The organism is Bradyrhizobium sp. GW821-FHT12B03, assembly GCF_058807535.1.
The window spans coordinates 1-16,843 of the sequence record NZ_JBXAQU010000007.1 but is presented as its reverse complement, the minus strand read 5'-3'; the positions used below and the strand labels follow the sequence as shown (position 1 = coordinate 16,843).

Below are 16,843 nucleotides of genomic sequence, written 5' to 3'. Positions count from 1 at the left end.
GCAACAACAATCATCGGGGAGAGCGACGTGACGCGACCGTTCGAGGGCGTGAAGATCCTGGATTTCACGCAAGTGCTGGCCGGCCCCTATGCGAGCTACCAGCTCGCGCTGCTCGGGGCCGACGTCATCAAGGTGGAACGGCGCGAGGGCGAGGACATGCGCCGCACACCGCTCAGCCGCGAATGGGCCGAGCGCGGGCTGGCGCCGGCGTTCCAGGCCATCAACGGCAACAAGCGCAGCCTGACGCTCGATCTGCAAAAGCCAGACGCGATCGCGATCGTGAAGAAGCTCGCCGCGCAAGTCGACGTCGTCATGGAGAACTTTCGCCCGGGCGTGATGGACAAGCTCGGCATCGGCTATGAGGCGCTGTCGGCGATCAATCCAAAGCTGATCTATTGCGCGGTATCAGGCTTCGGCCAGACCGGCCCGGATCGCTTGCGGCCCGGTTATGACGGCAAGATGCAGGCGCTGTCGGGCATCATGGCCATCACCGGCCACCCCGAGACGGGCCCGACGCGCGCCGGCTTTGCGGTCTGCGACGTGCTGTCGGGCGCCACGGCGGCGTTCGGCGTGTCGAGCGCGCTGTATCAGCGCGACCGCACCGGCAAGGGGCAGTTCGTCGACGTCTCCATGCTGGAGGCGACGATGGCGTTCCTCTCGGGGCAGATCGCGGACTGGTCGGTCGCCGGCCATCGCCAGCAGCTGTCGGGCAACCAGGCGGTGAGCCGCAGGACCACCGCGAATTTGTTCAAATGCGGCGACGGTCACATCCTGCTCGCCGTCAACAACGAGAAGCAGTACCGCGCGCTGATGAGCGCGCTCGGCCGCGAGGACACGCTCTCCGATCCACGCTTCGCCGACTGGTTTTCCCGCAACGAGAACGAGCCGGCACTGCGCGCCATCATCGAGGCGGCGCTCGCGACAAGGCCGGCACGCGAATGGGAGACCATTCTGGAAGACGCGGGCGCGCCCTGTGCCAGCATCTGGAAGGTCGAGGAGGTGATCGATCATCCGCAGATTGCCGCGCGAGGCGCCATCCAGGAACTGGATACGCCTTACGGCCGCCTGCGCTTTGCCGGCAGCGGCTTCAAGCTCGCCCATGGCGGCGGCCGGCTGGACCGCATGGCGCCGGAGCTGGGAACGGATACGGATGCGGTGCTGGGTGAGCTCGGCTTCGATGCGGCGGAGATCGCGGGGCTGCGGGCAAGGGAAGTCGTGTAGAGTTGTCGCTACACATTCAGTGTCGACCCGGCGAAGGCCGGGACCCATAGCCACCGAATTGAGTTTGGCGAAGATTGCCCACGACCAGCTCGCACCACAACTGCTCCCTGGGGGTATGGGTCCCGGCCTTCGCCGGGACGACAGTGTGTTTTGTGGCTGCAGCTAAAACAACGAGCCCTGTCCATCATCTGACGACGCAGCAACCTTCCGCACCACTTTCTTCGGCTTCGACGCCTCCACGTCCGCCTCCATCTCCTCCGCGCTGATCGGCAACAGCAGCTGCTCGTCGTCATTGGCAACGCGGTTGACGCGGGTGGAAACGGGATGCCAGGCGAACTCGCCGATGCGCGGGGCGGTCATCAGCGGCAGGATCGCATCGATCTCGTCGCCCTTGATATCGAGCCAACGCTCGAAATCGCGCGGGCTGATGGTGACGGGCACGCGGTCATGCAAGCTCGCGAGGTCCTCGCCCGCCGCTGCCGTGACGATCGCGACCGTGTCGAGCTCCTCGCCGTTCGGCCCGACCCAGGTCTCGAACAATGCGGCAAAGCCGACCGGCCCGCCGTCGGCGCGATGGATGAAGAACGGCTGCTTGCGGCCATCCACCGCCTTCCACTCGTAATATCCGTCGGCCGGGATCAGACCGCGCCGCCGCCGAATCGCACGTTTGAACGCGGGCTTCTCCAGCACCGTCTCGGAGCGCGCGTTGATCAGCAACGTAAAGCCTTTGGGGTCCTTGACCCAGCCCGGCAGCAGCCCCCAGCGCATCAGCCGGAAATGGCGGGCGCCATTCTTGATCAGCACGACCGGAATCGGTTGCGTCGGCGCGACATTGTACCGGGGCGGGAAATTCGGCTGCTCGACATAGCCGAACAGTTGCCGCAAAGCCGCGGGGGCCGAAGTTATGACGAAGCGTCCACACATCCTGGGGCGTCTATATAGGGTCCGTTCAGGTCCTTTTAACCCCGAACGTTAACACTGCGGCGGATGAGCTCAATGGCCTCCCAACCCGCGCGGGCGCATGTACAGACGGGCCCCGAGGCTGCGGCCTGGGCCGAACGGCTGCGCGTGGCCAACATCAACCCGCGGACCGGGCTTGCCACTGACTATCTCAACCATTTCAATGAAGCCGTGATGCTGCTCGAAATGGTCCCGGACATGCCGGAATGCGCCGAAGACTTTCTGACCTGGTCGCCGCTGTCCTATGCCGAGCATTTCACCGCGTCCAATTTCAAGGCACGGGATCTGGCCATCGAGGCCTATGAGAAGGCCGATCCCAATTTGCGCGCCCAGTTCGACCATATCACCGACACGATGACCTCGATCCTGACCGCGGTCGGCTCGGCCATGCGCGAGGTCGAGAAGGACACGACCCGCGTCCGCCTCGCCGAACAGGCCACACTCTGGGTCAAGCCGCTGATCGCGGCCTGCGGCGGCATCATCAATGGCGGCGCGGAAGCCGACGTCGACACCATCATGGCGAACTAGAACCAGGTCCTTTACGAAAATGTCCGCGGTCGTCCAGCCCAGCCATCCCCAGCTTGCGGTCAGTGCCGCGATTTTCCGCGACGGCAAGGTGCTCCTGACCCGCCGCGCCCGCTCCCCCGCCAAGGGCTTTTATTCGCTGCCGGGCGGCCGGGTCGAGTTCGGCGAATCGCTGCACCAGGCCCTGGGCCGCGAGGTGGACGAGGAAACCGGGCTCACGATCGCGATCATCGGCCTGGCCGGCTGGCGCGAGGTGCTGCCGGCCACGCCCGGCGCCGGCCATTACCTGATCATGTCCTTTGCCGCCCGCTGGGTGGCCAAGGAACCGGCCCTGAACGACGAGCTCGACGACTATCGCTGGATCTCCCCGGACGCCCTGGGGAGCCTGGACGGCCTCAAGCTGACCGGGGGGCTGGAGGAGGTCATCCAGTCCGCAGCGCGGCTGATCGGCCCCTGACCACCCGCCTTGCGTCACCAGCCCCGAGGGGGCATACACCCCGCCGATGTCCACGCGATTTCTGGCCATTTTTGCCCTGATCCTCGCCTGCGCTTCCGTGCCCACGAGGGCCCAGGACGTGGCGGCGCCGTTTGACGCCGATTTGCAGCGGCTGGCCGAGATCCTCGGCGGCCTGCACTATCTGCGCGGCATCTGCGGGGCGAACGAGGGCAACAAATGGCGCAGCGAGATGCAGGCGCTGATCGATGCCGAAACCCCCTCGGGCGAACGCCGCACCCGCATGATCGCCGGCTTCAACCGCGGCTATAACGGTTTCCAGCAGACCTATCGGAGCTGCACCCCGGCTGCCACCGTCGCGATCCGCCGCTACATCGAGGAAGGCTCGAAGATCTCGCGGGATCTCACGGCGCGTTACGCGAACTGAACTCTCTCCGTCATTCCGGGGCGCGACGAAGGTGCGAGCCCGGGAATGACAGCGAAGGTCGACGTGAACGCGCGATTGGAACCCTGTCATCGTCTTTGTTCACAGCCATTAACCGTTCTTAAAGATGTGGCCTAGCGGTCGTTAACGTGCGTGCTACACCTCTCGCACAGCGCATCGCCGTGGATCGCGCCCCAGCCCTGATCGAGTTTCATGAGCCAGCCGATTTCCTACGCCCCCGCCCGCGCGCCGCTGCCCGATCACGAGCAGAAACAGGCCGCACTGAGCTATCTCAACGAGGCCTGGGCCGAAGCGCGCCATGACGGCGTCGACGGCGACTGCCTGGCGCAGGCGAGCCTGTTTGCGGCCTTCGCCGAGCTCGTCGGCACCTATGGCGAGGACGCGGTCGCGAAGTTCGTCGAGGGCTTTCCGGGCCGGATCCGCAACGGCGAATTCTCGGTCACGCTCGCGCGGCAGTGAGCCCTCACGAAAATGACCCCGCCACACGGGCGGGGCCAGTCAACGGATGAATGACTTGGCGAAAGGCTTCGCGAAGTCTGCCGCGCTTATCGCACGGAAGCCGCTTTCGGCGGACAAGCATTAGTCTCGCGGCGCCCGGGAGAAGTTCCCGCCGCGATCTGGAAGGCGCGCCCCCTGACAGCTCGACCTGAGCGTCGCCTTCATGCTGGATTGACTTCGACCATCGTGGATCCAGCGCATCCGACGATGCATGCTTCCTCTGGCTGAACCAATTTTCACACGCTACCATCAGATCATTCATCGATTACTTTTCGACGGGCTGATCCATGACCAAGCGCCTGTTTTTGTCCTATTCCTCGAAAGACAAGACGCGGGCTATCGCTCTTGAGCGCAGCCTGGAGGCCCTGAAGCTGCCGGTATCGCGAGATGAGCGCAGCATCAGCCCGGGCGCGAAGTGGTTCGACGCCATCGAAGATGGCATTCGCGCTTCGCGTGGTGTCGTTGTTCTCGTCACCAAAGCCAGCAGACGTTCGGAATGGGTCACTTACGAATATTCACTTGCGAGAGGGGCCGGCATCCCGGTGATTGCAATCCTCGCGGACGGCACGGCAATTCCGGCCCCGCTACAACCGTTTCAGGCCGTGAAGCACGAAGATCCCGACAAGGTCGCCAAGAAGATCAAGAAGGCACTTGAAGACCAATCGCGCGCCATCGGACGAGCCCGCGCATCATCTGCCCCCGTGCTCATGGCCAAATTTCAGGAGGAGAATGGGGAGCCCATCCGTGCGACCAAGGGCAAAACACCTGAGCTCTGTATGGAGATGTGGTTGGAGCAGGTCCCCAAAGAAACGGAAAGCGTCGCGTTCGAGATTCCGGATAAGGGGGTCAAGGATAACAAATGGACGGCAAAGCGCGCATCGAACCGACCCACCGCACGGGATAGAGCGTTTCTGTGCGATGACATCCAACTCTATGGCGACGTCGACATATGGGCCAGCGGAAAAGGCAACGGCCGAGGAAAATGGTCCGGCTCCTGGCGTCTCTACGAGGCCTTGATGCACTACTATCGCAGCCGTTCGTATAGTCGCGGTATTCACGCGGCACTCAAGCAGATCCGGCAGAACTAGGACGATGCGGAAACGCGCCGAGCGATCTTCCCAGAGATCGCGCGCGTCAGCGCGCGGGAGTCGTAGAGCCCGCCCCTATCCCGTCTCGATCGGCAGCGCCGGATCCCTCGCCCACTCGCCCATCGAGGCGTCGTAGAGCGTCAGCCTGTCGTAGCCGAGCTGGGTCAGCAGCAGCAGGTCGATCGTCGCCGAGATGCCGCCGCCGCAATACAGGATCACATTCTTGTCGCGCGTGACGCCTTGCGCGGTGAATTTTGCTTCGGCATCCGCAAGGCTCGTCAGCGTCTTGTCGGCATTCACGAGCGTTGCGGCTGATACGTTGACGCTGCCGGGAACGCGGCCGGGCCGGCCGTAGCGGCTCGGCTCGAGGCCGCGATGAAACTGCGGCCCGAGCGCATTGACGATGATCGTCGAGGGATCGCCGATCCGCGCCATCACGGCGGTCTTGTCGACGAAGAAGCCCGCGCGCGGCGTGGCCTTGAAGGTCGTGGCCGGATAGCCTTTCGGCGCGCCCGTCTCGACCGGCCGTCCCTCTTGCTTCCATTTGTCGAAGCCGCCGTCGAGCACCCGCGCATCGACGCCGAGCGAACGCAGCATCCACCAGAACCGCGTCGACCACATCATCGTGCCGATGCTGTAGAGCACGATGGTCTTGGATGCGTCGGCGCCGTGGCGGCCGAAGGCGGCTTCGAGTTGCGCCACGCCGGGCATCATGAAGAACTGCTGTGCGGAGGTATCCGAGAACTCGCCCTGCAAATCGAGGAAATCGGCGCCGGGGATGTGGCCCGCCGCGAACGTCTTGTCGCCCGGCACCGCGCGATACGGCACGTCGCTGCCCGGCGGCACCGGCTCGTTGTAGGTCGTGCAGTCGTAGAGACGGAGGTTGGGATCGCCGAGCATGGCGGCGAGTTGCGCAGTGGTGATAAGGGCTTCTGGCGTAGTCATTGTGCGCTCCCATGTCTCCCCAATGTCGTCCTGGCGAAAGCCGGGACCCATAACCCCAGGGAGAAGTTAGGCGGAGGCTAGTCGTTCGGTACTGCAACTTTCCGCAACCGAGACACCTCGCGGTATGGGTCCCGGCCTTCGCCGGGACGACATCGAGTATTGCTGCGCGCTTGTGCTGCCTAACTGCAAATTACTTACTGCTTCAGCGTCTCCAGAAACCGCACCGGCTCGCCCTGCGATGGCGTCACGAGCTCGCCCTGCCACATCACGCGGCGGCCGCGGATGAAGGTGCCGACGGGCCAGCCGGTGACGCGGACGCCGTCGTAGGGCGTCCAGCCGGCCTTGGACGCGACCCATTTGTTGGTGATGGTCTCGCTGCGCTTCAAGTCGACGACCGTGAAGTCGGCATCGTAGCCCGCGGCGATGCGGCCCTTGCAGGCCATGTTGTAGAGACGCGCGGGGCCGGCGCTGGTGAGATCGACGAAACGTGCCAGCGACAACCGGCCGGCGTTGACGTGGTCGAGCATCAGCGGCACCAGCGTCTGCACGCCGGTCATCCCGGAGGGCGAGGCCGGATAGGTCTTCTGCTTCTCCTCCAGCGTATGCGGGGCATGGTCGGACCCGAGCACGTCGATGATGCCCTGCTCGATGCCGCGCCAGATGCCGGCGCGGTGGTCGGCGCCGCGTACCGGCGGGTTCATCTGCGCCAGCGTGCCGAGCCGTTCGTAGCATTCGGGCGCGACCAGCGTGAGATGATGCGGCGTCGCCTCGCAGGAGGCGACATCCTTGTGGTCGCGCAAGAACTCGATCTCTTCCTTGGTCGAGATGTGCAGCACATGGATGCGCTTGCCGGTCTCATGCGCGAGCTTGACCAGCCGCTGCGTCGCCATCAGCGCCGCGGTCTCGTCGCGCCACACCGGATGCGAGCGCGGATCGCCCTCGATGCGCAGCGGCTTGCGCTCGTTGAGGCGGTATTCGTCCTCGGCGTGGAACGCGGCGCGGCGGCGGATCACCTGGAAGATGCGGCGCAGGCTTTCGTCATCCTCCACCAGGAGGGCGCCGGTCGAAGAGCCGATGAACACCTTGACGCCGGCGCAGCCCGGCGCGCGCTCGAGCACCGGCAGGTCCTGCACGTTCTCGCGGGTGCCGCCGATGAAGAAGGCAAAGTCGCAATGCATGCGGTGATGGGCGCGCTTCACCTTGTCGGTGAAGGTGGCCTCCGTCACGGTGAGCGGCGATGTGTTCGGCATCTCGAACACGGCGGTGACGCCGCCCATCACGGCGCTGCGCGAGCCGGTCTCGAGGTCTTCCTTCTGCTCCAGCCCCGGCTCACGGAAATGCACCTGCGTGTCCATCACGCCGGGCAGGATGTGGAGGCCCTTGCAGTCGATCACCTCGGCAGCGGAAGCCTGCGACAGCGGGCCCAGTTCGGCGATGCGGCCGCCCGCGATGCCGATATCGCGAACGCCCTCGCCGTCCTGGTTGACGACGGTGCCGCCTTTGAGGATCACATCGAAACGCTGGGTCATGGCTGGAGGCCTCTCTCGTCCCCAAGCGCAGGGCTCGAGGTCTTGTCGTTTAATCCCCGCGGGCTTACGTTCCGGAGCAACATGTCGCAAGAGATTTTCGCATGAAATCAGCGTTTCTTCCCGACCGGAGCGTGGTCAAGGTCGCGGGCGAGGATGCGCGCAACTTCCTCAACGGCCTCGTCACGACCGACCTCGACAGGCTCAAGCCGGGCCTGGGGCGATTCGGCGCGCTGCTGACACCGCAGGGCAAGATCATCGTCGATTTCCTGATCACGGAGGTGCCGGCCGGCCATGGCGGCGGGTTCCTGATCGATTGCCCGAAAGCGCTGGCCGATGGCCTCGCCACCAAGCTGAAATTCTACAAGCTGCGCGCCAAGGTTACGGTGGAAAACCTCGATCTCGGCGTGCTCGCCGCCTGGGACGGCCAGCTTGCGGCGCAACCGGACCTTGCCTTCGCTGATCCGCGCCATGGCGAACTCGGCTATCGCATCCTGATCCCCGAAGATCTCAAGCAGAAGCTGTCCGATCTCATCGGCGCCGAGCTGGTCGATGCCGCCGAATATGAGGCCCACCGCATCGCGCTCGGCGTGCCGCGCGGCGGGCTCGATTTCATGTACAGCGACGCATTCCCGCACGAGACCAACATGGATCGCTTCGCCGGCGTCGACTTCGACAAAGGCTGCTATGTCGGCCAGGAGGTCGTCTCGCGGATGCAACATCGCGGCACCGCGCGCACCCGCAGCGTGAAGGTGCTGCTCGACGACCTCTCGCCGGAAGCCGGCGTCAGTGTCATGGCCGGCGACAAGTCCGTCGGCACGATGGGCTCGTCGGCGAAAGGAAAGGGCATCGCGCTGGTGCGTATCGATCGTGTCGCCGACGCGCTCGATGCCGGCCAGCCGCTCACCGCCGGTGGGCTTGCACTGACGCTTGCGGAACCCGAGGTCGTGCGCATTCCAACGAAGCAACCCATCGCATGAGCCGTGCCCCTCGCCTGCATCCCGACGGAAAGACGCGCTGCCCCTGGCCTGGCGAGGATCCGCTCTATGTCGCCTATCACGACACCGAATGGGGCGTGCCGGAATATGACGACCGCGCGCTCTACGAGAAGCTGATCCTCGACGGTTTCCAGGCCGGCCTGTCCTGGATCACGATCCTGCGCAAGCGCGACAATTTCCGCAAAGCCTTCGACGATTTCCAGCCGGAGAAGATCGCGCGCTACACGGAAAAGAAAGTTCACGCGCTGATGAACGACGCCGGCATCGTGCGCAACCGCGCCAAGATCGACGGCGCGATCCTGAGCGCGAAGTCCTATCTCGACATCATGGAGAAGGGCCCGGGCTTCTCAAAACTGCTGTGGGACTTCATGGGCGGGAAGCCCAAGGTCAACAATTTCAAGACCACCGCCAGCGTGCCGGCCTCGACGCCGCTGTCGGTGCAGATCTCCAAGGACCTGTCCTCGCGCGGCTTCAAGTTCGTCGGCCCGACCATCGTCTATGCCTTCATGCAGGCGACCGGCATGGTCAACGACCATCTCGTCGACTGCCATTGCCACGCGAGCTGCGGCAAGACGCAGCGCAAAGCGCGCCTCAAGCTCAAATGAGCGCAAAGAAGACCGCGCGTGGCGCGGAATCCCGCGCCTGGCAGCGCATGCTGTCGGGCCGGCGGCTCGATCTGCTCGACCCCTCTCCGCTCGATATCGAGATCGCCGACATCGCGCATGGGCTGGCGCGTGTGGCGCGCTGGAACGGGCAGACCACAGGTGCGCACATCTTCTCGGTCGCGCAGCACACGCTGCTGGTGGAGACCGTGATGCGGCACGAGGCGCCGCGCGTCGACCAGCGCGTGCGGCTCGCAGCGCTGCTGCACGATGCGCCCGAATATGTGATCGGCGACATGATCTCGCCGTTCAAGGCCGTGCTCGACGGCCATTACAAGGCGGTCGAGAAGCGCCTGCTCGGTGCCATCCACATCCGCTTCGGCCTGCCGCCGGTGCTGCCGGACGAGATCACACTGGCCATCAAGGCCGCCGATCGCGGCGCGGCGTACCTCGAGGCCACCGAGCTCGCCGGCTTCAGCGATGCCGAGGCCAAGCGCCTGTTCGGCCGGGATCCCGGCCTCTCCGACAGCGTCCGGCGCGATTATCTGACGCCCTGGACGGCGGCGCGGGCGGAGAAGCAGTTTTTGGAGCGGTTTGGCGTGGTGTTTGCGTAGCCTACCGGTCCTTGACAGGAAGCAGGTATCAGCATGACCGACTACGCTGACTATGAGCCGATCCTTGCGGTCATTGAGCATGGAATCGATGTGGCTCGCCGCAACCCGAAGCCGGGGCAGCCTGTTGCGGCCGACGATTACATGGCTTGGTGCGTTCTCCAGGAACTTCGTCGAGCCGGCTGGAGCGTCGTCCGAACTTCAAGCTGAGCCATTGCCACGGCGCGTTGCGCCTTTGCCCACCCTACGGCGGCGGCTATACTGACCAAAAAGGTCCCCCATGATCCACGTCTGTTCCCTCGCCGCCCTTCCCGAAACCGTCCGCCTGACCGGGGCCAGCCATGTGCTGACCGTGATGGCCAATGTCGATCAGGTGGTGCGGCCGGTGTCGGTGTTGCCGGCCAATCATCTCAAGGTGTCGATGGACGACATCACCGAGGAGATGGACGGCTTCACCGCGCCATCCGAGGCTCATATCGACCAGGTGCTGAATTTCGTGCGCGGCTGGGACCGCAGCGCGCCGCTGGTGGTGCATTGCTATGCCGGCATCAGCCGCTCCACCGCGAGCGCGTTCGCCGCCGCCTGCGCCCTCAATCCGCATCGCGACGAGATCGAGATCGCGAAGAAGATCCGCGCCGCCTCGCCGATCGCTTCCCCGAACCGGCGCATCGTCGGCCTCGCCGACCGCGCGCTGGGGCGCGAGGGCCGCATGCTGCGCGCGCTCGACGAGATGGGTCCGGGCGCGATGATGGTCGAGGGTCGCCCCTTCGTGATCGAGCTCGAATGACACCCACGACATCGCCCGCATGAGCGACAAGCTGCTGACGCCGATCGAAATCGGCCTGACTGCCGCGATCGTCGCGATCGAGGACCATGAGCCGCTGATCCTCACCGCACGCGGCAGTGACGGGCTGGCCGGCCTGCCGTTCGGCCCGTTCGACGCGCTGAGCCATCGCACCTTCGAGATCGGCCTGCGCGCCTGGGTCGAGGAACAGGCGGGACTGCGGCTCGGCTATGTCGAGCAGCTCTACACGTTCGGCGATCGCGGCCGCCATGCCGAGGCCGGCGACACCGGCGCGCATATGGTGTCGATCGGCTATCTCGCACTGACACGCGCCGTCGACGGCGAGCTCGCGGCAACCGGCGCGAGCTTCGAGCCGTGGTATCGCTTCCTGCCCTGGGAAGACTGGCGCGAGGCGCCGCCCGCGATCATCGCCCGCGATATCATTCCGGCGCTGACCGATTGGGCCGAGCAGGAGACGCCTGAGACGACCCGCGCGCTGCCGCGCCGGGATCGCGTGCGGTTCTATTTCGGCCTCGACGGTGCGCCCTGGGACGAGGAGCGCGTGCTCGACCGCTACGAGCTGCTCTATGAGGCCGGGCTGATCGAGGAGGCGCGGCGCGACGGCCGTCCTGCGGCATTAGCGCGCAACACGCTTCCCGCGCTCGGCACCTCCATGCGGTTCGATCATCGCCGGATACTCGCCACCGCGATCGCGCGGCTGCGCGCAAAACTGAAGTATCGTCCTGTGGTGTTTGAACTTTTGCCCGCGGAGTTCACACTCACTGAGTTGCAGCACACGGTGGAGGCGATCTCCGGCCGGCACCTGCACAAACAGAATTTCCGCCGCCTGGTCGAAATGGAAGCTCTGGTCGAACCGACCGGGGTGATGTCGACACAGACCGGCGGACGGCCGGCGGCGCTCTACCGCTTCCGCCGCGACGTGCTCCAGGAGCGGCCCGCACCGGGCTTGCGCATGCGCTCCCGGCGCTAGACCCAAGATTTGCGCGATCGGCCCCTGCCCGCCGGTTGCCTGGAGGCTTCATGTTCGACGGCCCGTTTGACGTCTTTGCGCTGATCATTGCGGTCATCGCCTTCATAATCGCCATCAAGGCGTCCAGCCAGGCGGCCGAGCTGCGCCGCCAGCTAGCCTCGCTCGAAGAGATGTTTTCAGCGCAGCGGCGCGTGCAGCCACCACCGCTGATGCCCGCGCAAGTGCAGGCTGAAGCGCCCGCAACAACCGCCGTCGAACCGCCGCCGCTCGCACCCGAAGCCGCACCAGCGCCGCCTCCGCCCGTCACCGAAGAGATCTCGCCGCCGCCGCTCGAAGCGAGTCCCGGGACCAGCGCACCGCCGCCGGTACCGGCTGCGGCGCCCGGCTTCGAAGAGCGCCTCGGCACCCGCTGGGTGGTGTGGATCGGCGGCCTTGCGCTCGCGCTCGGCGGCTTCTTCATGGTGCGCTATTCGATCGAGGCCGGCCTCCTCGGCCCCGGCGTGCGCGTGTTCCTCGGCGGGCTTTTCGCACTGGCTCTCCTGGCTGCCGGCGAATGGTCGCGACGCAAGGAGAGCATCTCCAACATCGCGGCGCTGCCGATCGCCAACATTCCCGCGATCCTCACCGCGGCCGGCACGGCGGTGGCGTTCGCGACCATCTATGCGGCCTATGCGCTCTACGGCTTCCTCGTGCCTGCGACCGCCTTCGTGCTGCTCGGTCTCGTCGCGCTCGGCACGCTGGCCGCAGCGCTGCTGCACGGGCCCGCGCTTGCCGGTCTCGGCGTGGTCGGCGCGTTCGTGACGCCGGTCCTCGTCTCCAGCGGCAAGCCGGACTATTGGGCGCTCTACATTTATCTGGCGATCGTCACCGCCGCGAGCTTCGGCCTTGCCCGCATCCGGCTGTGGCGCTGGCTTGCGGTGACGACGATCGCCTTCGCCGTGCTCTGGATCTTCCCGGGTCTCGACGCCAGCGACTTGCAGGTCGCGCCGCACGCCTTCCATGTGATCGCAGGCTTCGTGCTCGCCGCGCTGCTCGTCGTCTGCGGCTTCATGTTCGGCCCCACCATCGAGGACGGCGAGATCGAACCGATCTCGTCGGGCGCGCTCGGCGCCTATCTGTTCGGCGCGATGCTGATCGTGCTGTCGAGCGCGCATGCCGATCTGGCGCTGATCGCCTTCACCCTGCTGGTCGGCGCGACGCTGTTCGTCGCCTGGCGCGCGCCGGCGGCGACCGGTGCGCTGGGCGCGGCCGCAGCGACCGTCTTCATCGTGTTCGCCGAGTGGGCGGTGCGCGCCAATCCTGACATGCTGGTGCTGCCGGGCGGGCCGCTGCCCGGCGTGGGACCGGTCGCGACCGATAGTGCGGTCACGCTGCATCTGGTGATGGCCGCGATCTTCGCCGCCGGCTTCGGCGTCGCGGGCTTCCTCGCGCAGGGCCGGTCCAACTCGGCGATCATTCCGGTGGTGTGGTCGGCGGCGGCGGTCGCGACGCCGATCGCAATCCTGGTTGCGCTCTATGCGCGCATCGCCCATCTCGACCGCTCGATCCCGTTCGCGATCCTCGCGGTGCTGCTTGCCGCGGCCTTTGGCGCCGCAACCGAGGCGCTTAACCGCCGCGAAGATCGGCCTGGACTGGCGACCTCCACCGCACTGTTCGCGACCGGCACGCTCGGTGCGCTGGCGCTGGCACTGACTTTTGCGCTGGAAAAGGGCTGGCTCACCATCGCGCTGGCGCTGATGTCGCTCGGCACCGCCTGGATCTCGTTGCAGCGGCCGATCCCGGTCCTGCGCCGGCTCGCGGCCATCTTCGCCGCGATCGTCACCGCCCGTATCGCCTATGATCCCCGCATCGTCGGCGATGCCGTCGGCACGACCCCGATCTTCAACTGGCTGCTGTGGGGCTACGGCCTGCCGGCCGCCTCGTTCTGGGGCGCGAGCGTCTTCCTGCGCCGACGCGCCGACGATCCGCCGCTGCGCGTGGTCGAGGCCGCCGCAATCCTGTTCACGGCGCTGCTCGCCTTCACGGAGATCCGCCATTTCGCCACCGGTGGCCAGATGACGTCGCCGCCGTCACTGCTCGAATGCGCACTTCAGGTCTGCATTGCGCTTGCGATGGCGATCGGGCTCGAGCGCTTGCGGCTGCGCAGCCACAGCATCGTGCACAATGTCGGCGCGGTCGTGCTCACCGCAATCGCGGGCCTCATCAGCGTGTTCGGCCTGCTGATCCTCGAGAACCCGCTGATCTGGCACGTTGACGTCGGCGGCGCCGTGTTCAACCTGCTGCTGCTCGGCTATGCGCTGCCGGCGGTGCTGATGCTGCTGCTCTCCTATGCGGTGGTCGGCGCGCGCGGCAAGGCCTACGCCAACACCATCGCGGGCGGCGCGCTCGTGTTCGCGCTCGCCTATGTCACGCTGGAGATCCGCCGCTTCTATCACGGCCCGATCCTCTCCACCGGACCGACGACGGGCGCGGAGCAATACACCTATTCGATCGGCTGGCTCGGCTTCGGCGTGGTGCTGCTCGGTGTCGGCATTCTCGTCAACTCGGAGCGCGCGCGGCTGGCATCTGCCGCCGTCATCGCACTGACGATCCTGAAGGCCTTCGTCATCGACATGTCGACGCTGACGGGCGTCTACCGCGCGCTGTCGTTCATGTGCCTCGGTGTCGTGCTGGTGGCGATCGGCTGGCTCTACCAGCGCATCCTGTTCCGGCGCCAGGCTCTGCCGCCGGCTCCACAGACGGGAAGTTGAGGATCAGGCCGCGCGGACCGAATCCAGGAACTGCGCGACCTCGACCTTGAGGCGCGTGCTGTCGGTCGCCAGCGATTTCGCCGCCGACAGCACCTCGGTCGAAGCCTCGCCGGTCTCGATCGCACCGCGCTGCACGTCGGTGATATTAGCCGAAACCTCCTGCGTGCCGACCGAGGCCTGCTGGACGTTGCGCGAGATTTCCTGCGTGGCCGCGCCCTGCTCCTCGACGGCCGCAGCAATCGCCGCGGACACTTCCGACAGCCGCTCGATGGTGCCGCCGATCTCCTGGATCGCGCTGACGGATTCCTGCGTCGCCGCCTGGATGCCGGACACCTGCGCTCCGATCTCGCCGGTCGCCTTCGCGGTCTGCTCGGCCAGGGCCTTGACTTCGGACGCGACGACCGCGAAACCGCGGCCGGCTTCGCCCGCGCGCGCCGCCTCGATGGTCGCGTTCAGCGCCAAGAGATTGGTCTGGCCCGCGATCGTGTTGATGAGCTCGACGACGTCGCCGATGCGGGAGGCGGCCTGCGACAGCGCGTTGACGCGCTCGTTGGTCCGCGCCGCCTGCTCGACGGCTTCCGCGGCCATCCGTGCCGAATCCTGCACGCGGCGGCTGATCTCGGTGATGGAGGACGACAGCTCCTCCGAGGCGGAGGCCACGGCCTGGACGTTGGTGGAGGCTTCCTCGGAAGCTGCCGCAACGACGGTCGCGAGCTCCTGGCCGCGCCGCGCGGTGCTGGTCAGCGTCGATGCCGACGCCTCGAGCTCGGTCGAGGCCGAGGAGACGGTGCCGACGACTTCGCCGATCATGGCTTCGAACTTGCGGGTGATGGCATCGACGCGGCGGCCGCGCTCGATCTTGGCCTCGGCGTCGGCCGCAGCAGCCTTGTCAGCGGCCTTCTTGGCGATCAGCGCTTCCTTGAAGATCTGGAGTGCATCCGCCATCGAGCCGATCTCGGTCTTCTCGCCGCGATGCGGCACCTCGGCCGAAAGGTCGCCCTCACCGAGCGACTGCATCGGACGGATGATCGAGGCGATACCGCGCGAGACGTCGCGCACGAGATAATAGGCGGCACCGATCGCGATCACGACCGAAAAGACGATGATGCCGACCAGCACGCGGAAGATCGTGGCGTAGCTGTCGGCCGCCTGCTTCGTCTCAAGCTCGGCGCCGCGGTTGTTGAGCTCGATGCCCTTCTGCAGCAGCGGATCGGCCGCCTGGGCCATCTTCGCGACCTTGGTCTGCAACAGCTCGTTGGCGTCGGCCGGGAACTTGCCGATGCTCTTGCGCGACAGCGCCATCACCTCCTGCACGCCGTTCAAATACTCGGCCCATGCCTTGGTCCACTGCTCGTAGAGCGAACGCTCTTCGGCGGCGGTGATCAGAGGTTCGTATACCTTGCGGGTCTTCTCGATGCGCTCGCGCAGCGAGGCGAGGCGCTTCTCTGCCGCCTCCTTGCCCTCGGCGGTTTCCTGCATCAGGTGCAGACGGAGCGCGACGCGCAGCTCGTTGATGTCGGCGCGAAGCGAACCGAGCGCACGCACGCTCGGCAGCCAGCTCTCCGCGATCTCGACGGTATGAGCGTTGATGTTCTGCATGGTGCCGATCGCGGTCACGCCGACGCCGGCGAGCGACAGCACGAGCACCGACAACACGGTCAAAAGCTTGAAAACGATCGACAACTTCGACATCACGACAAATCCCGATGATCCCTGGCAACACACAAATCACCTGCACCACAATCGTCGCAACGGACGACAGGGCGGAGGGCAGTTCATCAATGCTGGCTGGTTCTTATCCCGTAAGATTGCACCTATAATTGCAAACAGCCGTTAACAGGAACCTACGTAAAATTACGGAACCGCCGCCGCGCCGTCATTTTCCCTGCAACCATCTGTTGCGCCCGCGCCGATATCCCGTGCTGCGACGCCGTTGATGCTTCGCAACACCCCAACGAGGTCGCCGACGGCGTCACGCCGCCCGCACCGACTCCAGGAAGCGCCTGACCTCGCTCTTCAGCCGGTTGCCCTCCTGCGGCAGCGACCGTGCCGCCGAATGCACCTGCGCCGAGGCGGCCCCGGTCTCGCCGGCGCCGCGCTGGACGTCGCCGCTATTGGCCGAAGCTTCGGAAGTGCCGTGCGCGGCGTGCTGGATGTTGCGGGATATTTCCTGCGTTGCGGCGCCCTGCTCCTCCAGCGCGGCTGCGATGGTCGACGAGATCTCCGACATCCGCGCGATGGTGTCGCCGATCTCCTTGATCGCGCCGATGTGTCGGCCGATCTCACCCGTGGCTTTCGCGTTCTGCTCGGCGAGCGCGCTCTCGCGCGACGGTTGCAGTGGATGACCGGTGAGTATGGCCGCCGTCAGGCCGCGCGTACGGTGTCGAGAAACTTGCCGACCTCGAGCTTGAGGCGGCTGCTGTCGCCGGACAGCATCTGCGCGGC

The 16,843-nt window shown here is 66.0% G+C and carries 17 protein-coding genes and 1 pseudogene; 13 read left to right on the top strand and 5 right to left on the bottom strand.

Annotated features, from left to right (window positions below; genetic code table 11):
• Positions 1 to 27: 27 nt before the first annotated feature.
• Entirely contained in the window at positions 28 to 1,221 is a 1,194-nt protein-coding gene (locus tag AC1RUR_RS15365) for a CaiB/BaiF CoA transferase family protein (RefSeq protein WP_492845331.1), read from the top strand.
• A 162-nt stretch (positions 1,222 to 1,383) separates the two neighbouring features.
• On the opposite strand, the gene AC1RUR_RS15360 is transcribed toward AC1RUR_RS15365, so the two are convergent.
• Positions 1,384 to 2,145: an SOS response-associated peptidase gene (locus AC1RUR_RS15360; protein ID WP_492845329.1), complete on the bottom strand. Its 762-nt coding sequence runs from the start codon at positions 2,143 to 2,145 to the stop codon at positions 1,384 to 1,386.
• Between the two features lie 63 nt (positions 2,146 to 2,208).
• On the opposite strand from AC1RUR_RS15360, the gene AC1RUR_RS15355 reads away from it, so the two are divergent.
• From AC1RUR_RS15355 to AC1RUR_RS15335, 5 genes are all read left to right on the top strand, one after another.
• A complete protein-coding gene (locus AC1RUR_RS15355; protein WP_492845327.1) occupies positions 2,209 to 2,709 on the top strand; it encodes a hypothetical protein in 501 nt (166 codons plus the stop codon).
• A gap of 19 nt (positions 2,710 to 2,728) precedes the next feature.
• Positions 2,729 to 3,163 (top strand): NUDIX hydrolase, encoded by a 435-nt coding sequence (locus AC1RUR_RS15350; RefSeq protein WP_492845325.1) that lies wholly within the window; start codon positions 2,729 to 2,731, stop codon positions 3,161 to 3,163.
• A 46-nt stretch (positions 3,164 to 3,209) separates the two neighbouring features.
• Positions 3,210 to 3,587: a TIGR02301 family protein gene (locus AC1RUR_RS15345; protein ID WP_270167908.1), complete on the top strand. Its 378-nt coding sequence runs from the start codon at positions 3,210 to 3,212 to the stop codon at positions 3,585 to 3,587.
• A 210-nt stretch (positions 3,588 to 3,797) separates the two neighbouring features.
• Positions 3,798 to 4,064, top strand: coding sequence for a hypothetical protein (locus tag AC1RUR_RS15340; RefSeq protein WP_200453665.1), 267 nt, complete (start codon positions 3,798 to 3,800; stop codon positions 4,062 to 4,064).
• 326 nt (positions 4,065 to 4,390) lie between these two features.
• Positions 4,391 to 5,191 carry a toll/interleukin-1 receptor domain-containing protein gene (locus tag AC1RUR_RS15335; RefSeq protein WP_492845322.1) on the top strand — a complete coding sequence of 267 codons (801 nt, stop codon included), beginning with the start codon at positions 4,391 to 4,393 and terminating at the stop codon, positions 5,189 to 5,191.
• Between the two features lie 75 nt (positions 5,192 to 5,266).
• Here AC1RUR_RS15335 and AC1RUR_RS15330 read toward each other — a convergent pair whose 3' ends face one another.
• Positions 5,267 to 6,136, bottom strand: coding sequence for a sulfurtransferase (locus tag AC1RUR_RS15330; RefSeq protein ID WP_492845319.1), 870 nt, complete (start codon positions 6,134 to 6,136; stop codon positions 5,267 to 5,269).
• 194 nt (positions 6,137 to 6,330) lie between these two features.
• The gene (locus AC1RUR_RS15325; RefSeq protein WP_492845317.1) at positions 6,331 to 7,665 is read right to left on the bottom strand and encodes a dihydroorotase; all 1,335 of its coding nucleotides are present in this window, start codon (positions 7,663 to 7,665) and stop codon (positions 6,331 to 6,333) included.
• 101 nt (positions 7,666 to 7,766) lie between these two features.
• On the opposite strand from AC1RUR_RS15325, the gene ygfZ reads away from it, so the two are divergent.
• The 7 genes from ygfZ to AC1RUR_RS15290 all read left to right on the top strand — a co-directional run bounded on the left by ygfZ (position 7,767) and on the right by AC1RUR_RS15290 (position 14,398).
• Positions 7,767 to 8,642, top strand: a complete 876-nt coding sequence (gene ygfZ / locus AC1RUR_RS15320; protein WP_492845316.1) for a CAF17-like 4Fe-4S cluster assembly/insertion protein YgfZ — start codon at positions 7,767 to 7,769, stop codon at positions 8,640 to 8,642.
• Complete coding sequence (locus AC1RUR_RS15315; RefSeq protein WP_492845313.1) at positions 8,639 to 9,265, top strand: DNA-3-methyladenine glycosylase I; 627 nt, start codon at positions 8,639 to 8,641, stop codon at positions 9,263 to 9,265. Before ygfZ ends, AC1RUR_RS15315 begins: the two co-directional genes overlap by 4 nt.
• Positions 9,262 to 9,876 carry a YfbR-like 5'-deoxynucleotidase gene (locus AC1RUR_RS15310; protein ID WP_492845311.1) on the top strand — a complete coding sequence of 205 codons (615 nt, stop codon included), beginning with the start codon at positions 9,262 to 9,264 and terminating at the stop codon, positions 9,874 to 9,876. Before AC1RUR_RS15315 ends, AC1RUR_RS15310 begins: the two co-directional genes overlap by 4 nt.
• Positions 9,877 to 9,909: 33 nt before the next feature.
• On the top strand, positions 9,910 to 10,083 hold the full coding sequence (locus AC1RUR_RS15305; RefSeq protein ID WP_492845309.1) for a hypothetical protein: 174 nt from the start codon (positions 9,910 to 9,912) through the stop codon (positions 10,081 to 10,083).
• A 70-nt stretch (positions 10,084 to 10,153) separates the two neighbouring features.
• Complete coding sequence (locus AC1RUR_RS15300; protein WP_492845307.1) at positions 10,154 to 10,660, top strand: tyrosine phosphatase family protein; 507 nt, start codon at positions 10,154 to 10,156, stop codon at positions 10,658 to 10,660.
• Between the two features lie 19 nt (positions 10,661 to 10,679).
• Positions 10,680 to 11,648: an NUDIX hydrolase gene (locus AC1RUR_RS15295; protein WP_492845305.1), complete on the top strand. Its 969-nt coding sequence runs from the start codon at positions 10,680 to 10,682 to the stop codon at positions 11,646 to 11,648.
• A gap of 50 nt (positions 11,649 to 11,698) precedes the next feature.
• Positions 11,699 to 14,398, top strand: coding sequence for a DUF2339 domain-containing protein (locus tag AC1RUR_RS15290; protein WP_492845303.1), 2,700 nt, complete (start codon positions 11,699 to 11,701; stop codon positions 14,396 to 14,398).
• Between the two features lie 3 nt (positions 14,399 to 14,401).
• Here AC1RUR_RS15290 and AC1RUR_RS15285 read toward each other — a convergent pair whose 3' ends face one another.
• Complete coding sequence (locus AC1RUR_RS15285; RefSeq protein ID WP_492845301.1) at positions 14,402 to 16,090, bottom strand: methyl-accepting chemotaxis protein; 1,689 nt, start codon at positions 16,088 to 16,090, stop codon at positions 14,402 to 14,404.
• Between the two features lie 280 nt (positions 16,091 to 16,370).
• Positions 16,371 to 16,843, bottom strand: a pseudogene (locus AC1RUR_RS15280) (hypothetical protein); the annotation flags it as partial.